Annotated in this window: 21 protein-coding genes; 11 read left to right on the top strand and 10 right to left on the bottom strand. The window is 72.4% G+C overall.

Going from position 1 to position 22,025, the window contains the following annotated elements; translation table 11 throughout:
* Positions 1-6: 6 nt before the first annotated feature.
* Genes ACSNN8_RS30330 through ACSNN8_RS30320 form a run of 3 tightly spaced genes read right to left on the bottom strand, consistent with a single transcriptional unit; the run spans position 7 to position 3,217 of the window.
* Entirely contained in the window at positions 7-903 is an 897-nt protein-coding gene (locus ACSNN8_RS30330; RefSeq protein WP_436653369.1) for a carbohydrate ABC transporter permease, read from the bottom strand.
* Positions 904-905: 2 nt separating this feature from the next.
* Entirely contained in the window at positions 906-1,844 is a 939-nt protein-coding gene (locus ACSNN8_RS30325; RefSeq protein ID WP_436653367.1) for a carbohydrate ABC transporter permease, read from the bottom strand.
* A gap of 17 nt (positions 1,845-1,861) precedes the next feature.
* On the bottom strand, positions 1,862-3,217 hold the full coding sequence (locus ACSNN8_RS30320) for an extracellular solute-binding protein (protein ID WP_436653366.1): 1,356 nt from the start codon (positions 3,215-3,217) through the stop codon (positions 1,862-1,864).
* A 216-nt stretch (positions 3,218-3,433) separates the two neighbouring features.
* On the opposite strand from ACSNN8_RS30320, the gene ACSNN8_RS30315 reads away from it, so the two are divergent.
* Both ACSNN8_RS30315 and ACSNN8_RS30310 read left to right on the top strand, forming a co-directional pair.
* Complete coding sequence (locus tag ACSNN8_RS30315; RefSeq protein ID WP_436653364.1) at positions 3,434-4,255, top strand: SDR family oxidoreductase; 822 nt, start codon at positions 3,434-3,436, stop codon at positions 4,253-4,255.
* A gap of 128 nt (positions 4,256-4,383) precedes the next feature.
* Positions 4,384-5,775 carry a carbohydrate-binding protein gene (locus ACSNN8_RS30310; RefSeq protein WP_436653362.1) on the top strand — a complete coding sequence of 464 codons (1,392 nt, stop codon included), beginning with the start codon at positions 4,384-4,386 and terminating at the stop codon, positions 5,773-5,775.
* On the opposite strand, the gene ACSNN8_RS30305 is transcribed toward ACSNN8_RS30310, so the two are convergent.
* Complete coding sequence (locus ACSNN8_RS30305; RefSeq protein ID WP_436653361.1) at positions 5,750-6,253, bottom strand: MarR family winged helix-turn-helix transcriptional regulator; 504 nt, start codon at positions 6,251-6,253, stop codon at positions 5,750-5,752. The two genes, ACSNN8_RS30310 and ACSNN8_RS30305, sit on opposite strands and share 26 nt — an antisense overlap.
* A gap of 149 nt (positions 6,254-6,402) precedes the next feature.
* Positions 6,403-7,008: a DJ-1/PfpI family protein gene (locus ACSNN8_RS30300; RefSeq protein ID WP_436653360.1), complete on the bottom strand. Its 606-nt coding sequence runs from the start codon at positions 7,006-7,008 to the stop codon at positions 6,403-6,405.
* A gap of 71 nt (positions 7,009-7,079) precedes the next feature.
* On the opposite strand from ACSNN8_RS30300, the gene ACSNN8_RS30295 reads away from it, so the two are divergent.
* From ACSNN8_RS30295 to ACSNN8_RS30285, 3 genes are all read left to right on the top strand, one after another.
* Entirely contained in the window at positions 7,080-7,715 is a 636-nt protein-coding gene (locus ACSNN8_RS30295; protein WP_436653359.1) for a hypothetical protein, read from the top strand.
* Positions 7,716-7,750: 35 nt separating this feature from the next.
* Positions 7,751-8,248 (top strand): nitroreductase/quinone reductase family protein, encoded by a 498-nt coding sequence (locus ACSNN8_RS30290; protein WP_436653358.1) that lies wholly within the window; start codon positions 7,751-7,753, stop codon positions 8,246-8,248.
* 145 nt (positions 8,249-8,393) lie between these two features.
* Positions 8,394-10,652 (top strand): putative bifunctional diguanylate cyclase/phosphodiesterase, encoded by a 2,259-nt coding sequence (locus ACSNN8_RS30285; protein WP_436653357.1) that lies wholly within the window; start codon positions 8,394-8,396, stop codon positions 10,650-10,652.
* Between the two features lie 45 nt (positions 10,653-10,697).
* Here ACSNN8_RS30285 and ACSNN8_RS30280 read toward each other — a convergent pair whose 3' ends face one another.
* From ACSNN8_RS30280 to ACSNN8_RS30265, 4 genes are all read right to left on the bottom strand, one after another.
* Complete coding sequence (locus ACSNN8_RS30280; RefSeq protein ID WP_436653355.1) at positions 10,698-10,874, bottom strand: hypothetical protein; 177 nt, start codon at positions 10,872-10,874, stop codon at positions 10,698-10,700.
* A 79-nt stretch (positions 10,875-10,953) separates the two neighbouring features.
* A complete protein-coding gene (locus tag ACSNN8_RS30275; RefSeq protein ID WP_436653354.1) occupies positions 10,954-11,538 on the bottom strand; it encodes a hypothetical protein in 585 nt (194 codons plus the stop codon).
* Positions 11,539-11,604: 66 nt separating this feature from the next.
* Entirely contained in the window at positions 11,605-12,309 is a 705-nt protein-coding gene (locus ACSNN8_RS30270; RefSeq protein ID WP_436653353.1) for a TylF/MycF/NovP-related O-methyltransferase, read from the bottom strand.
* Between the two features lie 37 nt (positions 12,310-12,346).
* Complete coding sequence (locus ACSNN8_RS30265) at positions 12,347-14,653, bottom strand: bifunctional glycosyltransferase/CDP-glycerol:glycerophosphate glycerophosphotransferase (protein WP_436653351.1); 2,307 nt, start codon at positions 14,651-14,653, stop codon at positions 12,347-12,349.
* Positions 14,654-14,793: 140 nt separating this feature from the next.
* Between ACSNN8_RS30265 and ACSNN8_RS30260 the strand changes: the two genes are divergently transcribed.
* From ACSNN8_RS30260 to katG, 3 genes are read left to right on the top strand one after another with little or no spacing between them, the layout of a single operon-like run.
* Positions 14,794-16,257: a glycosyltransferase family 39 protein gene (locus ACSNN8_RS30260; RefSeq protein ID WP_436653349.1), complete on the top strand. Its 1,464-nt coding sequence runs from the start codon at positions 14,794-14,796 to the stop codon at positions 16,255-16,257.
* Between the two features lie 40 nt (positions 16,258-16,297).
* On the top strand, positions 16,298-16,720 hold the full coding sequence (locus tag ACSNN8_RS30255; protein ID WP_436653347.1) for a Fur family transcriptional regulator: 423 nt from the start codon (positions 16,298-16,300) through the stop codon (positions 16,718-16,720).
* Positions 16,717-18,987, top strand: coding sequence for a catalase/peroxidase HPI (katG, locus tag ACSNN8_RS30250; protein WP_436653345.1), 2,271 nt, complete (start codon positions 16,717-16,719; stop codon positions 18,985-18,987). The genes ACSNN8_RS30255 and katG overlap by 4 nt, the downstream gene beginning before the upstream one ends.
* A gap of 66 nt (positions 18,988-19,053) precedes the next feature.
* Here the strand turns inward: katG and ACSNN8_RS30245 are convergent, their stop codons facing one another.
* Positions 19,054-19,455 (bottom strand): DUF6188 family protein, encoded by a 402-nt coding sequence (locus ACSNN8_RS30245; RefSeq protein ID WP_436653344.1) that lies wholly within the window; start codon positions 19,453-19,455, stop codon positions 19,054-19,056.
* A 176-nt stretch (positions 19,456-19,631) separates the two neighbouring features.
* Between ACSNN8_RS30245 and ACSNN8_RS30240 the strand changes: the two genes are divergently transcribed.
* The 3 genes from ACSNN8_RS30240 (at position 19,632) to ACSNN8_RS30230 (ending at position 22,002) form a co-directional block, all read left to right on the top strand.
* Positions 19,632-21,023 carry an AAA family ATPase gene (locus tag ACSNN8_RS30240; protein ID WP_436653343.1) on the top strand — a complete coding sequence of 464 codons (1,392 nt, stop codon included), beginning with the start codon at positions 19,632-19,634 and terminating at the stop codon, positions 21,021-21,023.
* Positions 21,024-21,194: 171 nt separating this feature from the next.
* Positions 21,195-21,464, top strand: coding sequence for a hypothetical protein (locus ACSNN8_RS30235; protein ID WP_436653342.1), 270 nt, complete (start codon positions 21,195-21,197; stop codon positions 21,462-21,464).
* 184 nt (positions 21,465-21,648) lie between these two features.
* Positions 21,649-22,002, top strand: a complete 354-nt coding sequence (locus ACSNN8_RS30230) for a hypothetical protein (protein ID WP_436653340.1) — start codon at positions 21,649-21,651, stop codon at positions 22,000-22,002.
* Positions 22,003-22,025 lie beyond the last annotated feature (23 nt).

Below are 22,025 nucleotides of genomic sequence, written 5' to 3'. Positions count from 1 at the left end.
GATCTCCTAGCCTTTCAAGCCGGTGCCGGCGATGCCCTCGACGATGTTGCGCTGGAACAGCAGGAACACCGCGACCAGCGGGATGGCGCCGAGCACGGCCGAGGCCATCGTGTCGGCGTAGCGGATGCCGAAGGCGCCCTGCACGGTGGCGAGCCCGACCGGCACGGTCATCAGGTCGGGGTTGGTGAGCACCAGCAGCGGCCACAGCAGGTCGTTCCAGGACGTGACGAACGTGAAGATGGCGACCGCCGCCACCGCCGGACGGGCCAGCGGCATCACCACCTGCCGGTAGATGCGGAACCAGCCGGCCCCGTCGATGCGGGCCGCCTCCTCCAGGTCGCGCGGCAGCCCGTCGAAGAACTGCTTGAAGATGAAGATCGCGACCGCGGTCGGGATCTGCGGCAGGCTGACCGCCCAGTACGTGTTGAGCAGCCCGAGCGCGTCCATCTCGCGGAACTGCGGCACGATCAGCACCTGGCTGGGGATCATGATGCCGGCGAGGATCGCCCAGAACACCACGTTGCGGAAGCGGAAGCGCAGCCGCGAGACGGCGAACGCGGCCAGGCTGGCCGTGACGACCGTGCCGAACGCGGTCAACGTCGCGGTGATCAGGCTGGCCCCGAACCAGTTGAGGATCGCGGTGTCGTCGAGCACCCGCTGGAACGCGGCGAACGTGGGGTTGTCGATGAGCCAGGTCGTCCGGGTGGTCTCGGCGTTCGGCTTGAGCGCGGTGTCGACGGCCCACGCCAGCGGCACCAGCCAGAGCAGGGCGAACGCGATCAGCACGCCGAAGCAGATGCGGTTGAACAGCTTGTGCCTGAAGTCGATCTTCGCCTGGGTGACGCCGGCGCCGGCGGTCTCCGTGGCGAGGTCGCCCGGCGCGGCGATGGTCGGGTTGGCCACGGTCAGACCTCCTTCTCCTGGCGCCGGACGATCGTGAACCACACGGCCGAGACGGCGAGCACGACGAGGAAGAACAGCATCGAGACGGCGGAGGCGAAGCCGAGCCGGAAGTTGGTGAAGCCCTGGTCGTAGACGTACTGCAGGATCGAGCGGGTGGCGAAGTTCGGGCCGCCGGCGGTCATGATGTACATCTGGTCGAAGACCTTGAGCGACGCGATGACCTGGAGCACCGCGACCAGCGTGGTGGTGCGGCCGAGCATCGGGATGGTGATCCGCCGGATCTGCTGCCACGGGCTCGCGCCGTCGATGGCGGACGCCTCGTACAGCTCGCGCGGAATCTCCTGCAGCCCCGCCAGGTAGAGGATGAAGTTGAAGCCCAGCGTCCACCAGACGGTCGTGATGGCCAGCGACGGCATCGCCCAGTTCGGGTCGCCGAGCCAGGCGGGGGCGGTGATGCCGACCTTGCCGAGCCCGGCCTCGAGCAGGCCCAGCCCCGGCGTGTACATGAAGATCCAGATCAGCGAGATGACGGCGGACGGCAGGATGTACGGCGCGAAGAACGCCAGCCGGAAGAACCAGCGTCCGCGCCCGACCCGGTCGGCGAGCAGCGCGAACACGAACGCCAGCAGGATCAGCGGCGGCGTGGTGAGGATCGTGAACCACAGCGTGTGCCACAGCGACGACCAGAAGTCGCTGTCCTGCAGCGCCTCCGCGTAGTTGCCGAAGCCGGCGAAGCCGCCCAGGCCCGGCCGCACCAGGCTGGCGTCGAAGAAGCTCATGATCAGGCCGTACACGGCCGGGCCGATGATGAAGGCCAGGTACAGCACGGCGAACGGCAGCAGGAAGGCCATGGCGGGGCGGCCCTGGCCCTGCGCGGCGGACACGGGACGGCTCGGCGCCTCGGCCGGCCGGGCGCGGTGGGTGACGGTCTCGGTGGACACCAGCGACCTCCGGTCGGTCAGATCGGTGACGACGTACGGGCCAGCCCGCTCAGCGCGGAGCGCATCTGCCGCACCGCGGCGGCGGGCGCGACCTGACCGGCCAGGACGGCGCCGATGGCGGAGCCCGTGACGATCTCGAAGTTCGAGCCGGAGCCGGAGTACCAGCCCTCGGCGTCGTACGCGGCGGCCTCGGCGGCCGAGGCGTAGTTGGACTGCGGCTTCATCTGCCGGTACTCGGCGCTCTCCAGGAACGGCCGCCAGCTGGGCACGTGCCCGCCCTCGGCCCAGGTCTTGCTCTGCGCGAGCATGGCGGAGACGAAGCCGAGCGCCCGGTCGAGGCGCTCCGGGCTGTTGTCCGGATGCCGGGGGAGCACGAACGTGTGCGAGTCGGCCTGCACGGCGTACGGGCCCTCGCGGAACACGTGGGGCAGCAGCGTCATCGAGAACGGCGTCTTGGCCGTCTGGAACGTCGAGATCTCCCACTCGCCCTGCAGGAAGAACCCGGCCTGCCCCTCGGCGAACATGGCGATCGAACCCTGGTAGTCGGCCGCCGACGGGAAGAGCCCGCCGCTGGTCAGGCTGCGCAGGAACGTCAGCACCTCGACGGCCTTCGCGTCGTCGATCACCACCTCGCGGCCCCGGTCGGCGATCATCTGCCCGCCCAGCTGCGAGTAGAACGACTGGAACAGACGCCACGGGGTAGCCGTCTCGCTGATGAACGCGACGACGCCGCCGTACGCGCCGGTGACCTGCTTGGCCTTGCGCATGGCGTCCAGAAAGGCGTCCGGGCTGTCCAGCGGCGCCAGCTTGTCGCCGGCGTCCAGCAGCCCGGCCTTGCGGCAGACGTCGGTGTTGTAGAACAGGACGAACGGATGGGTGTCCAGCGGGATGGCGTAGATGCGCCCGTCGACGAGCCCGGCCTCCCACGTCTTCTGGGTGAACCGGTCGGGGCTCAGGCCGTGCCGGGTCAGCACCGCCGGGTCGAGCTCGGTCAGCAGGTCGGCCTCGACCAGGCTCTTCATCCGGGTCAGGTGCGACACGGCCACGTCCGGCGGCTTCTCGCCGATCGTCGCCAGCGACACCTTGGTGTAGTACGGGTTGCCCCACGCCAGCGTCACGGCGCCGAGCTCGACCTGCGGGTTGTCGCGCTGGTACGTCTGCAGCATCTGCTGCATCCGCACGCCGTCGCCGCCGCCGAACAGGTTCCAGTAGTCCAGCGAGCCGGCCGTCTCGCGGGAAGCGGTCAGGCCGCTGAGCACGTCCGACGAACATCCCGACAGGGCCGCGGCGGCGCCCAGCCCCGCGGTGGCCGTCAGCCCCCGCAGCAGGGTTCGCCGGCTCACCCCGGCGGGCGGTGTGGCGGGTATTTGCATGTGGTCTCCCTCCGGTGGGGCGCACACCGGCGGCGCGCGGCATTCGCGCTGGCAGGGTGGCTGGTGGCGGGCGAGTTCGAGCCTCCCGCCGGGCAGCGAAGCCGGTCAACACCCCGGCTTTCGCAAGCACAGATGAGCCGGTTCGGGAATGCGAAAAGTGCGGCCGGCCGATCTTGAGATATGACTGGGGTAGACAACCGGAGAAAGGACGTACCGATGGCCAGGACCTGGTTCATCACCGGCACCTCCCGCGGCTTCGGCCGCGAGTGGGCCGAGGCCGCTCTCGACCGCGGTGACCGCGTCGCGGCGACGGCCCGCAACGTGGGCTCGCTCGACGAGCTGGCGAGCAAGCACGGCGACAACGTGCTGCCGATCGAGCTCGACGTCACCGACCGCGAGGCCGTGCTGGCGGCGCTGAAGCAGGCGTTCGATCGCTTCGGCCGCCTCGACGTGGTCGTCAACAACGCCGGGTACGGCCAGTTCGGCATGATCGAGGAGATCAGCGAGCAGGAGGCCCGCGCCCAGTTCGAGACCAACGTCTTCGGGGCGCTGTGGGTCACCCAGGGCGCGCTGCCCTACCTGCGCGAGAGCGGCGGCGGCAACATCATCCAGGTGTCGTCGATCGGCGGCATCTCCGCGTTCCCGAACATCGGCATCTACAACGCCTCCAAGTGGGCCCTCGAGGGCTTCAGCCAGGCGCTGGCGCAGGAGGTGTCGCTGTTCGGCATCAAGGTCACGCTGGTCGAGCCGGGCGGGTTCTCGACCGACTGGGGCGGCTCCTCGGCCAAGCACGCCACCGCCTCCCCGGCGTACGAGAAGGTGCGCGAGATCGCCGCCGAGGCCCGCAGCAAGCGGGTGGCCAACCCGGGCGACCCGTCCGCCACCCGCACCGCCATCCTCAAGATCGTCGACGCCGAGAACCCGCCGCTGCGCGTGTTCTTCGGCGAGGCCCCGCTCGGCATCGCCACCGCGGACTACGAGTCGCGCCTCGCCGAGTGGCGCGAGTGGCAGCCGGTCGCGATCGAGGCTCAGGGCTGACCCCCGGATGCCCGCCGGTACACGCCGGCGGGCACGAACGGGCTGTTCGATGACTGTCTATATTGACAACGGCGCGTAACACTTTCGAAACTTCGGGGAGCGCTCTCACGGAGAACGAAGGGTTCGCCATGACACTTCGCACCCGCCTCCTCGCCGCCGCCTCCCTCACCGTCGCCCTCGGCGGATCCGGCGTCCTCGCCGTCTCCGCCCACGCTGCCCTGCCGCCCCCGCCGTCGGGCTGGACCCAGGTGTGGGCCGACGACTTCACCGGCGCCGCGAACACCCTCCCCAACGGCTCCAACTGGATCATCGACACCGGCACGAGCTACCCCGGCGGCCCGCCGCAGTGGGGCACCGGCGAGATCCAGACCTACACCAGCAGCACCAGCAACCTGTCCCACGACGGCGGCGGCAACCTGCGCATCACGCCCCTGCGCAACAGCGCCGGGCAGTGGACCTCGGCGCGCATCGAGACCCAGCGCACCGACTTCAAGGCGCCCGCGAACGGCGTGCTGCGCATCGAGGGCCGCATCCAGATGCCCAACGTCACCGGCAACGCGGCGCTCGGCTACTGGCCCGCGTTCTGGGCGCTCGGCGCGCCGTACCGCAGCGACCGCTACAGCTGGCCGGCCATCGGCGAGTTCGACATCATGGAGAACGTCAACGGCCTCAACTCCGTGTGGGGCGTGCTGCACTGCGGCGTCAACCCCGGCGGGCCGTGCAACGAGACCAACGGCCTCGGCGCCTCCCGGGCCTGCCCCGGTTCGGCCTGCCAGGGCAACTTCCACACGTACGCCTTCGAGTGGGACCGCTCGGTGTCGCCGAACCAGCTGCGGTGGTACGTCGACGGCCAGCAGTTCCACGCGGTGAACCAGAACCAGGTCGGCGAGCCGCACTGGACGAACATGACCGGGCACGCCGGCTACCACATCCTGCTCAACGTGGCGATCGGCGGCGGGTTCCCGAACGGGGTCGCGGGCTTCGGCACACCCACCGCGGCGACCGTGCCGGGCCACCCGATGCTGGTCGACTACGTGGCCGTCTACACCCGCGGCGGCGGCACGACCCCGCCGCCCACCACGCCGCCGCCCACCACGCCGCCGCCGGGTGGCGTCCGCGACGCCTACGCCCAGATCCAGGCCGAGTCGTTCAACGCCCAGTCCGGCGTGATCGTCGAGACGTCGAGCGAGGGTGGCCAGAACATCGGCACCATCCGCACCGGCGACTGGGTGCAGTTCGACAACGTCGACTTCGGCTCGGGCGGCGTCCGCGACTTCGTGGCCCGCGTGGCGTCCGGCGCCGCGGGCGGCGTCAGCGGCCTCGTCGAGGTCCGGGTCGACAACCGCGGCAACGCCCCGATCGGCAGCTTCGCGATCGGCAACACCGGCGGCTGGCAGAGCTGGCGCTCGGTGCCCGGCAACGTCGCCAACGTCACCGGCCGGCACACCGTTTTCCTGACCTTCACCAGCGGCCAGCCCAACGATTTCGTCAACGTCAACTGGTTCCAGTTCCGCCGATAGACGCCCGTCCGGCCCGGGGGTGGGACACCTCCCATCCCCGTCCGGCGCCGCGCGGCTGCAGCTCGAGCACTTCGAGCGCGGCGGAGAGCCTCTCCAGCGCCGCCAGCGCGTCCCGCAGGTCGTCCTCGCCGAGCTCGGCGGCCAGCCGTTCCGCGAAGACGCGGTGCCCCGGCCCGATCCGGTCCAGGGCTTCGCGCCCCGCGTCGGTCAGCGCGAGCAGCTTCGCCCGCGCGTGCGCCGGGTTGGGCCGGTACTCCGCCAGCCCCCTGTCGACCACCAGATCGGCGATGCGCTGCACGCTCTGCCGCGTGATGCCCATCGCCCGGGCGATCCCCGCCACCGGCAGCGGGCCGCCCACCACCGCGCCCAGCACCTGCCACCACGCCGCAGTCAGCCCCGCCGGCCGGGCAAGCGCCTCCGCGACGACCAGAAACTGCCCGTTGAGCCGAAACGCAGCCAGCGCCGCACCGGACAACAACGCCGGCGCCTCCCCGCCCCCAGCCCCCCGCCCCGCCGCGCCCGCTTCCGTGCCACCCCGGCCCGCGCTCCCGCTCGTGCCGCTCGGGCCCGCGCCCGCGCTCGTGCCGCTCGGGTCCGCGCTGGTACTCGCGCCGCCCCGGCCCGCGCTCATCGGGGCGCTGCCGCCGCCAGCACCGGGTAGGCGCTCGCGTCCGACTCCCCGAACAGCCGGTACCAGGCGTCGAGGATCTCCGGCGGATAGGCGTCCAGCCGCGCGAAGATCTCCCGCGCGAACTCCACCGGCGCGGTCGGCCCGGCCGTGATCACGTTGCCGTCGGTGATCGCGGCGGCCTCCCGGTAGTGCGCCGCCCCGGCATATCCCGTCGCGGCCAGATACTCCGCGGCGCCGCTGGTGTGTTCTCGGTCGTCGAGCAGCCCCGCGACGGCCAGCCCGAACGTGGCGCCGCAGATCGCCGCCACCGGCCGCCCCGCCGCGAGGAACCGCCGCGCCGCTTCGGCGAACACCGCGTTTCCGCCCGGCTCGTGCCAGCTGCTCGCCCCGGGCAGGATCAGCATCAGCGACCGCTCGGGGCCAAGCTCGCCCACCGTCATGTCCGGCAGGATCCGCATGCCCCCGGCCGTGGTCACCGGCTCGTCCGTCGCCGCCACCGTCCGCACCTGGAAGCCGCGCGCCCGCAGGTGCGCGGTCGCGTGTCCCACCTCCCAGTCCGCGAGAGTGTCGTACACCGCGACGTGCACCGTCTCGTCTGTCATGACAGCATTCTGTCAAGAATGACAGTGTGCTGTCAATGGCGCGACGGCGCCGGCCTGGCATGCTTGCCGCCGTGGGTTACGACTTGCAGGTCACGCGGGCGTTGATGGCGTTCGACAGCGAGTGGTATCCGATTCTCGATGCCGAGGTGCAGGCGCTGGCCCGCGACGAGCGCGCGAAGCCCGCCCTGGACAAGCTCCGGTTCGCCGCCGGCCGGCTGACCGCCAAGAACCCGGACCCCGGGCTCGTCGGCCGGATGATCGACCTGGCCGCCCGGCTCGACGCCTGGGTGATCGGCGAGGACGGCGAGTGGTACGTCCGGGACGGCGACTGCGTGGTCGCCCGGCAGCGCGGCCCCGAGGCGTTTGCTTGGAACCGGCGCTTCCTCACCCGCGGCACGTGGCTCGGCGGCATGAACGCGCACGCGCCCATCCGGCCGGGGGAGTGGGCGCGGCTGGTGGCCGCCCAGCCCGACTTCACGACGATGACGCGCATCGAGGCGACGCTGCCCTCCGGCGTCCGGTGGATCGCCTGCCCGCCGGTCGCCTGCTGGACCGGCCACCCGTCCGGCAGGGTCATGCCGTTCTTCTTCGACGTGGACGTGATCGAGGTGCGGCACGCCCACGAGCCGGCCGTACGGCGGATGACCGCGCTCGCGACCGCGCTCGGAGCGAAAGTGGTCGACGACTGCGACGTGTCGCCTGCCTGATATCGCGGCGGAGTGTCCCGGTCGAGGCTGGAGGTATGGCCGGCATCTACGCACGAACGATGCAGCGCGTCGGGCACAGCCGCTGGTTCGCGGTCGCGGTCAAGCACGCCGGGTGCAAGGTCGACCGGGTGCTGTTCCGGGCCACCGGCGGCCGGTGGACGATGGGCGGCCGGGATGCGCCGATCATGCTGCTCACCACCCGCGGCCGCCGGACGGGCAAGGACCGTACGGTGCCGCTCCTCTTCGTCCGCGACGGCGAGCGCCTGGTCGCCGCGTGCGAGAACTTCGGCCTGCAGACCGCGTCGAGCTGGCCGTTCAACCTGCGCGCCCACCCGTACGCCACCATCCAGGTCGGCTCGCGCACCGGCCACTACCGCGCCCGGCCGGCCACCCCGGACGAGTGCGACCGCTACGTGCCGCGCCTGGTCGCCGACTGGCCGGCCCACGAGACCTACCGCCGACGCTCCGGTGTCCGCCACGTGTTCGTCTTCGAGCCCGTCGCGTCCCCGCCTCCGGGCCGCCCCGGGGCGTGACGTCCGGCTCGCCGGCGGGCGGACGGTTCCCGGCAGTCGGCCGTTCCGCCCGTCCCGGGGCGTCCGTCGTGCGATTGTGAGAACTGTGGGACGTGGGTCAGAGCGGCCTGCCGCCACGCGCGCGGCCGCCCTTCTCGTCGCCGCCGTGATCGTCGCCGCCGTGCTGGTCGTGCTCGCCTTCGGCGTGTCCTCGCTCGGCGAGCTGGCCGCGCTCATGCTGGGCAGCGCGGTGCTGGTCATGGCCGCGATCGTCGCCGGCGTGCGGCTGCACCGCCCGCGACATCCGGGCAGCTGGTGGCTGATCCTCACCGCGGTCGGGCTGGCCCTGGCGGGCAACGTCGTCTGGGCGATGCTGCCCGCGTCGGTCACCGGCAACGCCGCCGCCATCAACATCATCTACGGCATCACGTACCCCATCCTGTGCACCGGGGTGGCGTTGCTGCCCAACCACCGCCGGCCCGGCGCCGCGTGGCTCGGCATGACGGAGAGCGCGATCGTCGCGTGCGCCGTCGCGGTCGTCTGGTGGATGCTCGTCGTCGACCCGCGGCTGATCGACACCGGGCTGATCCACACCCACGCGTACCTGCTGGTCGAGCCGTTCCTCGACCTGGTCCTGCTCGGCCTGGGCGTACGGCTGCTGCTCGTCGGCGACTCCCGTTCGGTCTCGTACTGGCTGGTCGCGGCGTCCTGCGCGGCACGGCTGACGGCCGATACCGCCTATCTGACCGTCGGCAGCGTGGCCGGCTTCCCCACGCTGCTGAGCATCGCCGGCTGGGTCGTCTGCAACGGCCTGCTCGCCGCCGCGGCCCTGCACCCGTCGATGAAGCGGGCCGTCCCGCTGCCGACGGTGGAGGCGACCCTGCACCGGCAGGGCACGGCCCGGCTGTCGCTGGTCATGGTGGTGGCGACGCCCGCGCTCACCGGCATCTTCCTGTTCCACGAGGGCGTGCGGGACTCGCTGAGCGGCTCGGACGTCATCGTGCCGAGCATCGCCACCGCGGTCACGTCGGCGCTGGTCGTCCAGCGGATGCGCCAGCTCAACCGGGTCGCCGCCCGGCGGGCCGTCGAGCTCGAGACGGCGCTGCGCAAGGAGGCGGAGCTCCAACAGGAGCTGCGCTACCGCTCCGAGCACGACGTCCTGACCGGTCTGCCCGGGCGGTCCGTGCTGTACGACCGGCTCACCCGGGCGCTGGCCCGCAGCCGCCGGGGCGTGCTGCTGGTGCTCGACCTGGACGCGTTCAAGGACGTGAACGACCGGTTCGGCGAGACCGTGGGCGACGACCTGCTCATCCAGGTCGCCGCCCGGCTGCGGATCCTGGTCACCGACGGGCTGGTGTCCAGGATGCACAGCGACGAGTTCGCCGTGCTGCTGGAGGACGCCACGGTGGCCGACGCGCGGGCCGTCGCCGAGCACGTGCTGGCGGCGATGTGGCGCCCGCTGCCGGTGCAGAACCACGAGCTGTTCACGACGGTCAGCGTCGGCCTGCGCGAGCTCGAGGACGACCTGATGCCGGCGGACGTGGTGCGCGACGCGTTCCTGGCGCTGCGCGCCGCCAAGGAGGCCGGCCGGGACCGGCTCGTCTGCTTCGACCAGGCCCTGCGCGACAAGCGGGACCGGGCGGCCCGCACGGTGGAGCGGCTGCGCGGCGCGGTCGGCCGCGACGAGCTGCTGGTGCACTTCCAGCCGCTGATCCGGCTCGCCGACGAGCGCGTCACGGGCGTCGAGGCGCTGGTCCGGTGGCAGCCGCCGGGGGAGCCGCTGGTGCCGCCGGACCAGTTCATCGGCGCCGCCGAGGACAGCGGGCTGATCGTGCCGATCGGCACGTGGGTGCTGCGCGAGTCGTGCCGGGTGGTCGCGGACTGGCACCGGCGCCACGGGACGGTGGTGTCGGTGAACGTGTCACCCCGCCAGCTGCGCGAGCCGGACTTCGGGGCGACGGTGGTGGACGCGCTGCGGTCCTCCGCGCTGCCTCCGGACGCGCTGATCCTGGAGATCACCGAGGGCGTGCTGGTGGACTCGGGTCCGGTCACCGAGCAGGCGATCAGCCATCTGAGCATGCTGCGCTCGCACGGCGTACGGGTCGCCGTCGACGACTTCGGCACCGGGTATTCGTCGCTGGCCTACCTGCGCGACCTGCCGATCGACCACATCAAGATCGACCGGTCGTTCATGCCGGCGCCGGGCGCCTGCGACCCGGCCGCCGTGGCTCTGGTCAAGGCCGTCATCGACCTCGCCGCCGGGCTGGGCCTGGGCACCATCGCCGAGGGCGTGGAGACCGCCGAGCAGGTGGCGCTGCTGCGCGAGCTCGGCTGCGAGCGCGCCCAGGGCTTCCACTACGCCCGTCCGCTGCCGGCGCCGGAGGCCGCCCGCCTGATCGTCGAGGCCGCCCGCGACCGCGTGTGAGACGACGGGAGCCGGGCGGTCGCCGCCCGGCTCACCTCGCGTCGCTCAGGCGTCCGTGCCGCTGGCCGAGTCGGCCTTGTCGTGCTCCTTCAGCTCGGGCCCATCGGAGCCGGAGTCGGAGCCGCTGTCGCTGGGCGCCTTCTTCGAGGCCTCGACCTCGGTCGGCGTGACCGGCGAGCCGGCGCCTTCCTCGGCCGCACCGCGTTCGATGTTGTCGGTCATGATGCCTCCTGTCCGTGATCTCTCCCGGACACCGGCTTACCCGGTGATCCGCCCGGCATGCGCCGCCGGCCGAAGCGCGTCAGCGGTTGGGCAGCAGCCGGCCCAGGATGCCCTGGGCCGTGGCGCCCGCCCGGTAGGACTGGACCAGGTGCGATCCGGCGGCGATGTTCGCGCCGGCCAGCACCGGGCCGAGGAACTGCGCCACGCGCTGCTGCCGCTGCCACTTCGCGATGCTCTCCGGCGTGTGCTCGGTGGGGGTGGTCGCGTCGACGACCTCGATCGGCTCGCCGCGGCGTTCCGCCTCGGCCGTCGCGTCGGAGATCCGCTTGCCGCAGTACGCCGCGTACGCCGTGGCGGCCGCGCCGGCGACCGCGAGGGCCGCCTTGGTGGCGCCCACCGTGCCGAACCCCTGCTGCAGGGCGATGCGCCGCCCGCCGACCCGGGTCAGCTGCAGCCCGGCCGCCAGCGTGGCGGCGATCCCGGCCCACTGCGCCGGCGCGTAGCGGCCCCACGCCGAGCTGGCCACCCGGATCCGGTCGGCGCCCTCCTTGAGGTCGCGGCCGGCCGAGTTGACGCCGATCACGCCCATCGCCGAGCCGCCGAACCACAGCGCCGAGCCGAGGTCGTGGACGGCCTGGGCCACCGAGTGATTGTCGGTCTGCATGGTCGTCATTCCTTCCCTTGTGGCGAGCCGATCGCATACCCACCGTGCCGGGCCGAAACCTCCGGGTCAGCGCGGCGGCTTGACCGCGATGCGGCCCGGGCCCAGGGGCACCAGCAGGAGCGGCTCGCCGGTCTCGCGCAGGAACTCGTCGACGGCCTGGCGCGCGCCCTGGAACGTGCCGTAGTCGTCGATGATGAGCACGCCGCCCGGCGCGAGGCGCTCGTACAGCGTCGCCAGCTCGTGCCGGGTGGACTCGTACCAGTCGGTGTCCAGGCGCAGGATGGCGATCGTCGCGGGCGCCTGCGCCGGCAGCGTCGACTCGACCGGCCCCTGGACGTAGTGGATCTGTTCTTCCGGGTACGGAATGTCGGCGAACCCCTGCCGCACGTCCTCCAGGCTCGCGACCGCCCAGATCCGGGCCGTCCGCGGCTGGGCGCTGAGCAGCTCGGTCACCGGCTTCCCGCCGTACGTCAGGTCCTTGTCGGTCGGTTCGGTCATCCCGTCGAACGTGTCGAACAGATACAGCTCCCGCGAGGTGTCGCCGATCGCCAGCAGGGTGCGCGCGACGACGTGCATGCTGCCGCCGCGCCACACCCCGCACTCCACGATCGCGCCCGGAACCCGGTGCTGCACCACGTGCCGTGTGGCCAGATACAGCGCGTACCGCTTCTCCTTGCGGGTCATCGTGTACGGCAGGGCCGCGCGCAGGATCGGCACCGCCTCCTCGTCGTAGTCGACCGGGTACGTCTCCTCGGCCGGCGGCGGCGCCACGGGAGGCGGCGGCGGAGGCGGGGGAGGGGGCGGCGGCTCAGCCTTCGCGGCGGGACGCCGGGATCCCGCCCGCACGATCTGATAGCCGGTGGTCGTCGCGAGCACCCGGTTGACGCGGGATCGCCACGCCCGGGGCAGATGTCTGATCACTGCGGCCTCCATCGTTGTCGGGCGGCGTCGCGCCGGACGGGACGAACACGCGGCGGACCACCCGCTCGGCGGCCCGGCCGTCGTCGAGGTAGCAGAACCGCTGCCGGAACCGGCGGCGTGCCGCGGTGGCGTCGTCGCCGAGGTGCGCCCCGGCGCGCAGCAGCTCGAGCAGGCCGGGGTACGTGGTGGCGACCGCTCCGGGCGGTTCGGCCGGCAGGTCGAAGTAGACCCCGCGGATCGACCGGTAGGCCTCCCAGTCCGGCGCGAAGATCACGATCGGCCGGTCCAGCACCGCGAAGTCGAACATCAGCGACGAGTAGTCGGTGATCAGCACGTCCGCGGCCAGGTAGAGGTCCTCGACGCGGGGATGCCCGGAGACGTCGACCACCAGGCCGGCTCCGGCCCCCCGGCGCCCCGGCTTGACGTCGAAGTAGTGGGCGCGCACCAGGATCACGTGGTCCGGGCCCAGCTGCCGGGCGAGGTCCTCCACGTCGAGCAGCATCCGGTCGTCGCGGTGCCACTCCCGGTGCGTGGGCGCGTAGAGGACCACCGTCTTGTCCGCGGGCAACCCGAGATCCGTACGGGCCGCCTCGCTGTCCGCCGGGGTGGCGCGGGCCAGCCGGTCGTTGCGGGGGTAGCCGAACTCGAGGGTCTCGTGCCGGCACGGATAGGCGCTCGCCCAGCGCTCGGTGGTGAAGGCGTTCGCCGTGATGCTGAAGTCCCACCGGTCGGCCCGGCGCATCTGGGCCCCGAAGTCCGGGTCCTTCACGCCGCCGGGATAGGGGATCTGGTCGAGGCCCATCACCTTCAGCGGGGTGCCGTGGTGGGTCATGACGTGCACCGAGCCGGGGCGCTTGGTCGCCCAGTCCGGCCAGTTGACGTTGTTGACCAGGTATTTCGCCCGGGCGAGCGCGCGGTGGGCGGCCAGCGTGCCGCTCACCACGTGGTCGACGCCGGGCGGCAGGTCGCGCACCCGGTCGCGGCGCACCACCCAGACCCCGCGCAGGTGCGGCGCCAGCTCGCGGGCCTTCTCGTACACGGCGGCCGGGTTGCAGGCGTACCCCCGGTTCCAGTACGCCGAGTAGACGACCAGCGTCTCGTCGACCGGCAACCGCAGCTGCACCTGGTAATAGCGCCGGAACGCCTGCGCGCGGACGGTGGCGGCCAGCCGGCGCGTCCGCCGCAGCGTGCGCCTGCCGCGGCGGCGGGCCCGCACCCGCAGGCGGTGGGCCGCGCGCAGCACCTCGAAGGTGCGGTAGTGCCCGCCCGCCAGCAGCCGGTGCTTGACGCCCTCGACGCCGCGCGGCACCTCGTAGCCCTCGGGCGGGCGGAAGCGGACGAAGTGCTCGTGCGCCCGGGTGAAGAACAGCCGGCGGGCCCCGCGCGGGATGCGGTTGCGGTTGCCCAGCACCTTGAACAGGTGCCAGGTCATCTGCCGGAACAGGACCGGGCGCACCGCCGCCGGGTCGCGCCCGAAACGGCCGGTCATCTCGTGCGCGCGGGCCCACGCCGGGAAGATCGCGAAGTGCCCGTCGCCGGCGGTGCGGGTGGCGGCGCCCACCCGGCGCTGCCGGTAGTGCACGCAGATCCGGTCCAGCGTGCTGATCCGCTCGGCGGCCGACAGGACGGCATAGGTGTACGGGAGGTCCTCGTACCAGCCGGCCTCGAAGCGGAAGCCCAGCCGGTCCAGCAGCTCGCGCCGCACGATCTTGTTCCAGGCCACGTGGAGCACGTCGGCCACCCGCGGCCAGTCCTCCATGGTGAAGACCTCCGGCGCCTCCCGCAGGATCCGCTGCGCCCAGCTCTTCTGCGCCCGGCCGGTCCACCACTCCCGCACCCAGTCGACCAGCAGCACGTCCGCGTCGGTCTCCCGCAGCCGGTCGGCCACCGCGGCCAGCGCGCCCGGCTCCAGCCAGTCGTCGCCGTCGAGGAACCAGACGTACCGCCCGGTGGCCCGGTCGAGCCCGGCGTTGCGGGCCGGGCCCTGGCCCACGTTGGCCTCCAGGGTGACCACGTGCAGCCGCGGGTCCCGGGCCGCGTACTCGGCGAGGATGCCGGCGCTGCCGTCGGGGGAGTGGTCGTCGACCGCGACGACCTCCACGTCGGTGAACGGCTGGCCGAGCAGCGACTCGAGACACTGGCGCAGGTATCCGTGCACGGAGTGGATCGGGATCACGACGCTGAGAAGGGCCATGACGACCACCTTCGGCTCGGGGCTCGCGTGCGGGGCCACCCGTCGGCGGCGCGCCCCGCATTGCCAGCCGAAGCTAGAATATTCGTCTGCGCCCCGCTGGGTATGCCGTCGTCCCTGTTGCGTCAGGACGGAGGCCCCTCATGAGCGACGCCGCCGACCGCGCGCGGACCGTGGCGCGACGCCTCGCCCCGTGGCTGGTGCCGGCGCTGCTGATGGCTGCCGTCTCCGCCCGGCATCTGTCCACACCGGTGCTGAGCTGGGACGAGATCGCCACTGTGGACGTCGCCACCCGCACGCCCGCGCAGATCTGGCGGCTCGGGCACCACATCGACGCCGCCGTCACCCCGTACTACTTCTTCATGCACGCGTGGACCGGGCTGTTCGGCATCTCGGAGTGGGCGCTGCGGGCTCCCTCGTGGATCGCCATGACCGTCAGCGCCGCGCTGGTGGGGCGGCTGGGGGAGCGCCTGCTCGGTCCCGGCCGGGGGCTGCTGGCCGGGGTGCTGTTCGCGCTGATCCCGCAGACGTCCCGCTACGCCCAGGAGGCCCGGGTCTACGCGATCGTGTGCCTGCTGTTCGTGGTGGCGACGGCGTTGCTGCACCGGCTGCTCGACCGGCCGGGAGCGGGCGCCGTGATCGCGTACGGGACCGCCGTGGTGCTGCTGGGCGCGGCCCATCTGGTCGCCCTCGCCGCGCTCGGCGCGCACGCGGTGATCGTGGGCCTGCACTGGTGGCGCACCCGGCGCGGGCGGACCGTGGTGGCGTGGGCCGCGGGCGTGACCTGGGCCGCGCTGGTGCTGGCGCCGCTCGCGGCGGTCGCGGCCGGGCAGGTCGACGCGCAGGTCGGGTGGATCTACGGACCGCCGACCCTCGACGACCTGCTCGCCGCGCCCGCGGACATCGCCGGGTCGGCCGGCGCGGCCTGGCTGCTGATCGGCCTGGGGGTGGCGGCCACCTGCCGTACGCGCGGCCGGATCGCGGGGCTGGTCGCGCTCGCCCTGCTGCCGGTGGTGACGCTGGCGGTGGCGGCCGCGGCCGGGCAGCCGTTCTGGGTGCCGCGTTACCTGCTGCTGGTGCTGCCGTGGCTGGCGCTGCTCGCGGCGGCCGGGGTGCCCGGGGACGGCCGGGCCGGGCTCGCCCGCGCGATGATCGCCGTGCTGGCGCTCGGCTGGGCGGGGCTGCCCGCCCAGCGGGAGCTGCGGCAGACCGACTCGCACAACGGCGGCAACTACCGCGCGGCGGCCGCGATCGTGGCCCGCGACCAGCAGCCCGGCGACGTGCTGCTGTTCCCCCGCGAGCGCGACCTGCGCCCGGGCATGTACTACTACCTGCGCGGCCGGCCGATCCGGCCCGCCGACTTCCTGCTGGTCCGGTCCGCGGCCGAGGCGGGCGACCTGCGCGCGGTGGAGGCGCCGGACGCCGCTTCCCGGCTGCGGGCGCAGCGGCGGGTGTGGCTCTTCGTGTACGGCAGGCCGAAGAGCCCGGCGGCGGAGCGGCCCGACCTGGCACCCGTGCTGAGCGGCGAGTTCCGCGCGGTGCGCACGTGGCGCCTGTCGAGCTCCACCCTCGTGCTGTACGAGCGCGCCGCCGCGCCGGGAAAGTAAAACTTGATCTGTTCCAGAAAAGGGGACTAGGGTCTGCGGGGTGACGTCCGACTTCGCAGCTCAGCTGCGGGCGGTATCGTTGCGCGTGACCCGGCCACGGTTGGCGGTGCTCGCCGCGCTGCGCGACCACCCGCACGTCGACACCGACACGGTGATCGACCTGGTGCGGGCCGGCCATCCCAAGGTTTCGCACCAGGCGGTCTACGACGTGTTGCGCGCGCTCACCGAGGCCGGTCTGGTGCGCCGCATCGAGCCCGCCGGTGCGACCGCCCGTTACGAGACGCGGGTGGCGGACAACCACCACCACGTCGTGTGCCGCTCCTGCGGCGCGATCGCCGACGTCGACTGCGTCGCCGGCCATGCTCCCTGTCTCACCGCCTCGGACGACCACGGCTACGTGATCGACGAGGCCGAGGTCGTCTACTGGGGCACCTGCCCCGATTGTTCGGAAGGAAACCGATGAGCGACAGCCAGGACAACTTCTCCGCCAGCGCACAGGGGGTAGACAAGAAGGCGGCCGAGGGCTGCCCGGTCGCGCACGACTCCGTCACCTCGCACGGCAGCGAGAGCGAGAACCCCGCGATCGACTCGCCCAAGCCGAAGACCGGTGGGCGCCCGCACAGCAACCGCGACTGGTGGCCCAACTCGCTCGACCTGTCGGTGCTGCACGCCCACTCGAACAAGGGCAACCCGCTCGGCGAGGACTTCGACTACGCCAAGGAGTTCGCCAAGCTCGACGTCGAGGCACTCAAGCAGGACATCATCAAGGTGCTGACCACCTCGCAGGACTGGTGGCCCGCCGACTTCGGCCACTACGGCGGCCTGATGATCCGGATGAGCTGGCACGCCGCGGGCACCTACCGCATCCACGACGGCCGCGGCGGCGCGGGCGACGGCGGCCAGCGGTTCGCCCCGCTCAACAGCTGGCCGGACAACGCCAACCTCGACAAGGCGCGCCGTCTGCTGTGGCCGGTCAAGGCCAAGTACGGCCAGAAGATCTCGTGGGCCGACCTGCTGGTGCTCGCCGGCAACGTCGCCATGGAGTCGATGGGCTTCAAGACCTTCGGCTTCGGCTTCGGCCGCGTCGACGTGTGGGAGCCCGAAGAGATCTTCTGGGGTCCCGAGGACACCTGGCTGGGCGACGAGCGCTACGTCTCCGACAACACGATGGCCGAGGGCGTCGGCGCGACCGAGATGGGTCTCATCTACGTCAACCCCGAGGGTCCCCGCGGCAACGCGAACCCGCTGGCCGCGGCCCACTTCATCCGCGAGACCTTCGGCCGCATGGCGATGAACGACGAGGAGACCGTCGCGCTGATCGCCGGCGGCCACACCTTCGGCAAGACCCACGGCGCCGCTCCCGCCGACAACAACATCGGCCCGGAGCCCGAGGCCGCCCCGATCGAGAACCAGGGTCTCGGCTGGATCAACGCGCACGGCACCGGCAAGGGCCCCGACACGATCACCAGCGGCCTCGAGGTGACCTGGACCGACAAGCCGACGCAGTGGAGCAACCGCTTCTTCGAGATCCTGTTCGGGTACGACTGGGAGCTCACCACCAGCCCGGCCGGCGCGAAGCAGTACGTCGCCAAGACGACCGACGAGATCATCCCGGACCCGTTCGACCCGGACAAGAAGCACCGCCCGACGATGCTCACGACCGACCTGGCGCTGCGCGTCGACCCGGCGTACGAGAAGATCTCGCGGCGCTTCCTGGAGAACCCGGACCAGTTCGCGGACGCGTACGCCAAGGCCTGGTACAAGCTGCTGCACCGCGACATGGGCCCGGTCAGCCGGTTCCTCGGTCCGTGGGTCGCCGAGCCGCAGCTCTGGCAGGACCCGGTTCCCGCGCACGAGGGCCCGCTGGTCAGCGACGCCGACATCGCCGGCCTCAAGGCCAAGGTGCTCGAATCCGGCCTGAGCACGGCGCAGCTGGTGTCGACCGCCTGGGCGTCGGCCGCGAGCTTCCGGTTCACCGACAAGCGCGGCGGCGCCAACGGCGCCCGGCTGCGCCTGGAGCCCCAGCGCAGCTGGGAGGTCAACCAGGGCACGGGCGAGGTCATCACGGCCCTCGAGGGCATCCAGCGCGAGTTCAACGAGGCCGGCGGCGCGAAGATCTCGCTGGCCGACCTCATCGTGCTGGCCGGCTCGGCCGCGGTCGAGAAGGCGGCGCGCGACGCCGGCGTCGAGGTGACCGTGCCGTTCCACGCGGGCCGCACCGACGCCTCGCAGGAGCAGACCGACGTCGAGTCGTTCCGCGTCCTCGAGCCGCGCGCCGACGCGTTCCGCAACTACCTGCGGCCGGGCGAGAAGACCCAGCCCGAGGTGCTGCTGGTCGACCGGGCGTACATGCTCAACCTGACCGCCCCCGAGATGACCGTGCTGGTCGGCGGTCTGCGGGCGCTGGGCAACAACTTCGGCGGCTCGCAGAACGGCGTGCTCACCGACAAGCCCGGCGTGCTCACCAACGACTTCTTCGCCAACCTGCTCTCGCCGGGCACGCGGTGGAAGGCGTCGGAGAACCAGGAGCACGTGTACGAGATCCGCGACCTGGCCACCGACGAGGTGAAGTGGACCGCCACCGCGGTCGACCTCATCTTCGGCTCGAACTCGCAGCTGCGCGCCCTCGCCGAGGTCTACGCCAGCGCCGACGCCGGCGAGAAGTTCGTGCACGACTTCGTCGCCGCGTGGACCAAGGTCATGGAGCTCGACCGCTTCGACCTGGCCTGATCCGCCCGCCGGGAGCCTGCTCGCCGCCGCTTCGAGGCAGCGGGCGGGCTCCCGGCCGCGGGTGTCTCACCCCTCGTAGTCGCCCCACACGGCCACCTCGCCGCCGGGCAGGCACACCACGAGCACGCCGCCCGGTTGCGCGACCGCCCACGACTCCACGTCGGCGTGCGCCTCGACCGCGAGTTCCGACCCGCCGGCGAAGCAGATCGTCAGGGTGCCCGCACGCCCGGTCCACGCGTCGGTGACCACGGCGCCGAGCAGCGTGGCCAGGACGTCCGACGGCTGGTCGCCCGGCTCCACCACGGCCCGCACACCCGGCCCGCTCAGCCGGGCCGCGGTCTCGATCAGCACCTCGCTGCCGCCGGCGAACGTCAGCACGACGGCGTGCCCCAGCCAGACGTACTCCAGCCTCCTGCCGACCAGCAGGCTGACCGCCCGCGCCTCCCGCGTACGCCCCTCGACGACCATCGTTGGCACCATCACTACCTCGGCAAGCTCTCGAAACCGCTGACGGCAGGACGCTAGCCGCGGGTTTCATAAGGGGGCCTTAAAGCAGCCGGAAAAGATCGCCGGCACGCCGCCGCCGCGGCAGGTCGATATCCGGAAGGGCCTCGGCGCGGGCGGATCTTCGCTAACTTCCGGGCATGGATCAGCGTACGCAGGACTTCATCGCGGCCTTTCAGGTGTTTCTCGACGAGGTGGTGGCGAACCACCGCGAGCAGGCGCAGCCGGACGGCGACCGCGCGCTCGCGCCGGTGCTGCAGGAGCACCTGGGCGTCGATCCGCGGGAGATCGCGGTGGTCACCGAGGAGGTGCCGGCCTACCGGTTCGTCGACCTCGACGGGGCGCTCGCCGAGATCCAGCAGCGCGACCAGCACGCCCGGCTGCTCGGCATCGGCGGCGGCGAGCAGCGCAACCATCACTCGCTCGGCGAGCTGCTGGACATGGCGGCACGGTTCCAGCACTTCCCGGTCGGCGCGGTGGACTACTCCAGCGTCGCGACCGGCCCGCGCAGCACGCGGGAGGCGGTCTCGTTCGGCCTGCGCCTGTTCTCGTACGCGGGTGACCCGGTCGCCGTGCTGCAGCGGGCCGCGGCTCCGCGCTACGGCAACACCACCGGACGGATGGAGATCCTCAGCCCGCGGCCGGGCGCCGCGGCGGCGCTGATCGCCGAGGTGCACGAGATGATGGTGCGCCACTCCGTGCTGCGCGGACAGGTGCTGAGCCTGGGCGGCTCGGACTTCGACCCGGGCGTCGGCGGCATCACCTTCCATCCGCGTCCGGAGCTCACCCCGGAGGACATCGTGCTGCCCGCCGGCCTGCTCGACCGGCTGCACCGGCACGTCGCCGGCGTCGCCCGCCACCGCGACCGGCTCCGCGCCGCCGGCCAGCATCTCAAGCGGGGCCTGCTGCTGTACGGCCCGCCCGGCACCGGCAAGACGCACACCGTGCGCTACCTGCTCGGCGCGCTGCCCGAGCTCACCGTGGTGCTGCTGTCCGGCCCGTCGATCCAGTTCGTCTCCGACGCCGCCCGGATGGCCCGCGCCCTGCAACCCGCGCTGGTCGTCCTCGAGGACTGCGACCTGGTCGCCGAGAACCGCGACTACAGCCCCGGCAGCCAGCCGCTGCTGTTCGAGGTGCTCGAGGCCCTCGACGGGCTCAGCGACGACGCCGACGTGGCGTTCCTGCTCACCACGAACCGGGTCGACGTGCTGGAGCCCGCCCTGGCCCAGCGCCCCGGCCGGGTCGACCTCGCCGTCGAGGTGCCGCTGCCCGACCGCGCCGCCCGGCGGCTGCTGCTGGCCCGCTACGCGCGCAGTCTCGCCTTCTCGCCCGCCGTGCTGGACGAGGTCGCGGACCGCGCCGAGGGCATGACCGCCTCGTTCATCAAGGAGCTGGTCCGCCGGGCCGTGCTGATCGCCGCCGAGGACGAGCGCGACGCCGCCGACGCCGACCTCACCCACGCCGTCGACGAGATGCTGGACGAGGCGCACACCATCACGCGCTCCCTGCTGGGCGCCGCCGACCCGGACTGACCGCCGCGCAGGACTCCGTATTCGACCCCATCGGGGCGCTGACCTGGACTTGTCGGTGATCCGCGACGACGTCGAGCCTGGTGTACTGGCGGCGTGGAACCATCTCAGGACGCGCCGCCGCCCCCGCCGCCCTCGTCACGTCGGCCTTTCTGGGTGGGGACGGCTGCGTACGTGCTCGTCGTGCTCGGCATGCTGACGCTGTCCGACGTGTGGTTCTTCGTGGCCGAGATCGCGACCCTGCCCATCGGCATCGGCTGGTTCACGGGCGGTTTGTACATCGTTGTCGCTGTCGCAGGCGAACTGGGCCGGGCCGGCGTGCCCTTGATGTACGTGGCTTTCGCCGCGGCGGCGGTCGTCAACGCTGTTCTGGTGCGTGAAGTATTTCGTTTCGCCGCGCAGCGCTGCAGGTGCCGCAGGCGGCCGCGCAGTTCGCCGGCCTGAAGCCGAGCCGGGTCGGCGCAGGATCACCGACGGGCCCCAGGCCGGGGTGGCGGCCGTCCTCGACGAGGCGGCGGCGTCCCCGGCTGACCACGCGTCACGACAAGCCGAGAAGGGCTGCGGAGAGATCGACATGACCGGCGAATCACCTGGGCAGCGGGCCCGAGTACCGGGCAGGGCGTCCCGGGTGGCGTTGCTGAGTGTTCTCGCGGCCCTTCTCGGAGCCGGGCTCTTCGAGCATGCGGAGGACCCCTGGCTCACCGTGGTTCCCTTTCTCCTGGTGGTGCTGGCGACCTCCGCCCTGACCAGAGAGCTGACGGACCAGGCGCAACGGGGCCGGGGGACTCCGGCCGGTGGCTGGGCGCGCAGCGACACGGCCATCGTCGTGACCCTGGCCGTCCTCGCCGCCCTGCTGACCGCCAGCGCCGCCTTCGCCCGGACGTCGCCGGGCGAGCACACCGCCGCGGCGTGCTTCGCCGCCCTCTACCTCGTGCTCGCCGGTTACTTCTGGTACGTGCGGCGAAGAAATCCGGCTGGGTGACGCCCACCGTCGCTGATGACGTC

The organism is Actinoplanes sp. URMC 104, assembly GCF_051386375.1.
Lineage (GTDB): Bacteria > Actinomycetota > Actinomycetes > Mycobacteriales > Micromonosporaceae > Actinoplanes.
The sequence above is the reverse complement of the archived record's forward strand: the minus strand, read 5'-3'. Positions and strand labels throughout refer to the sequence as shown.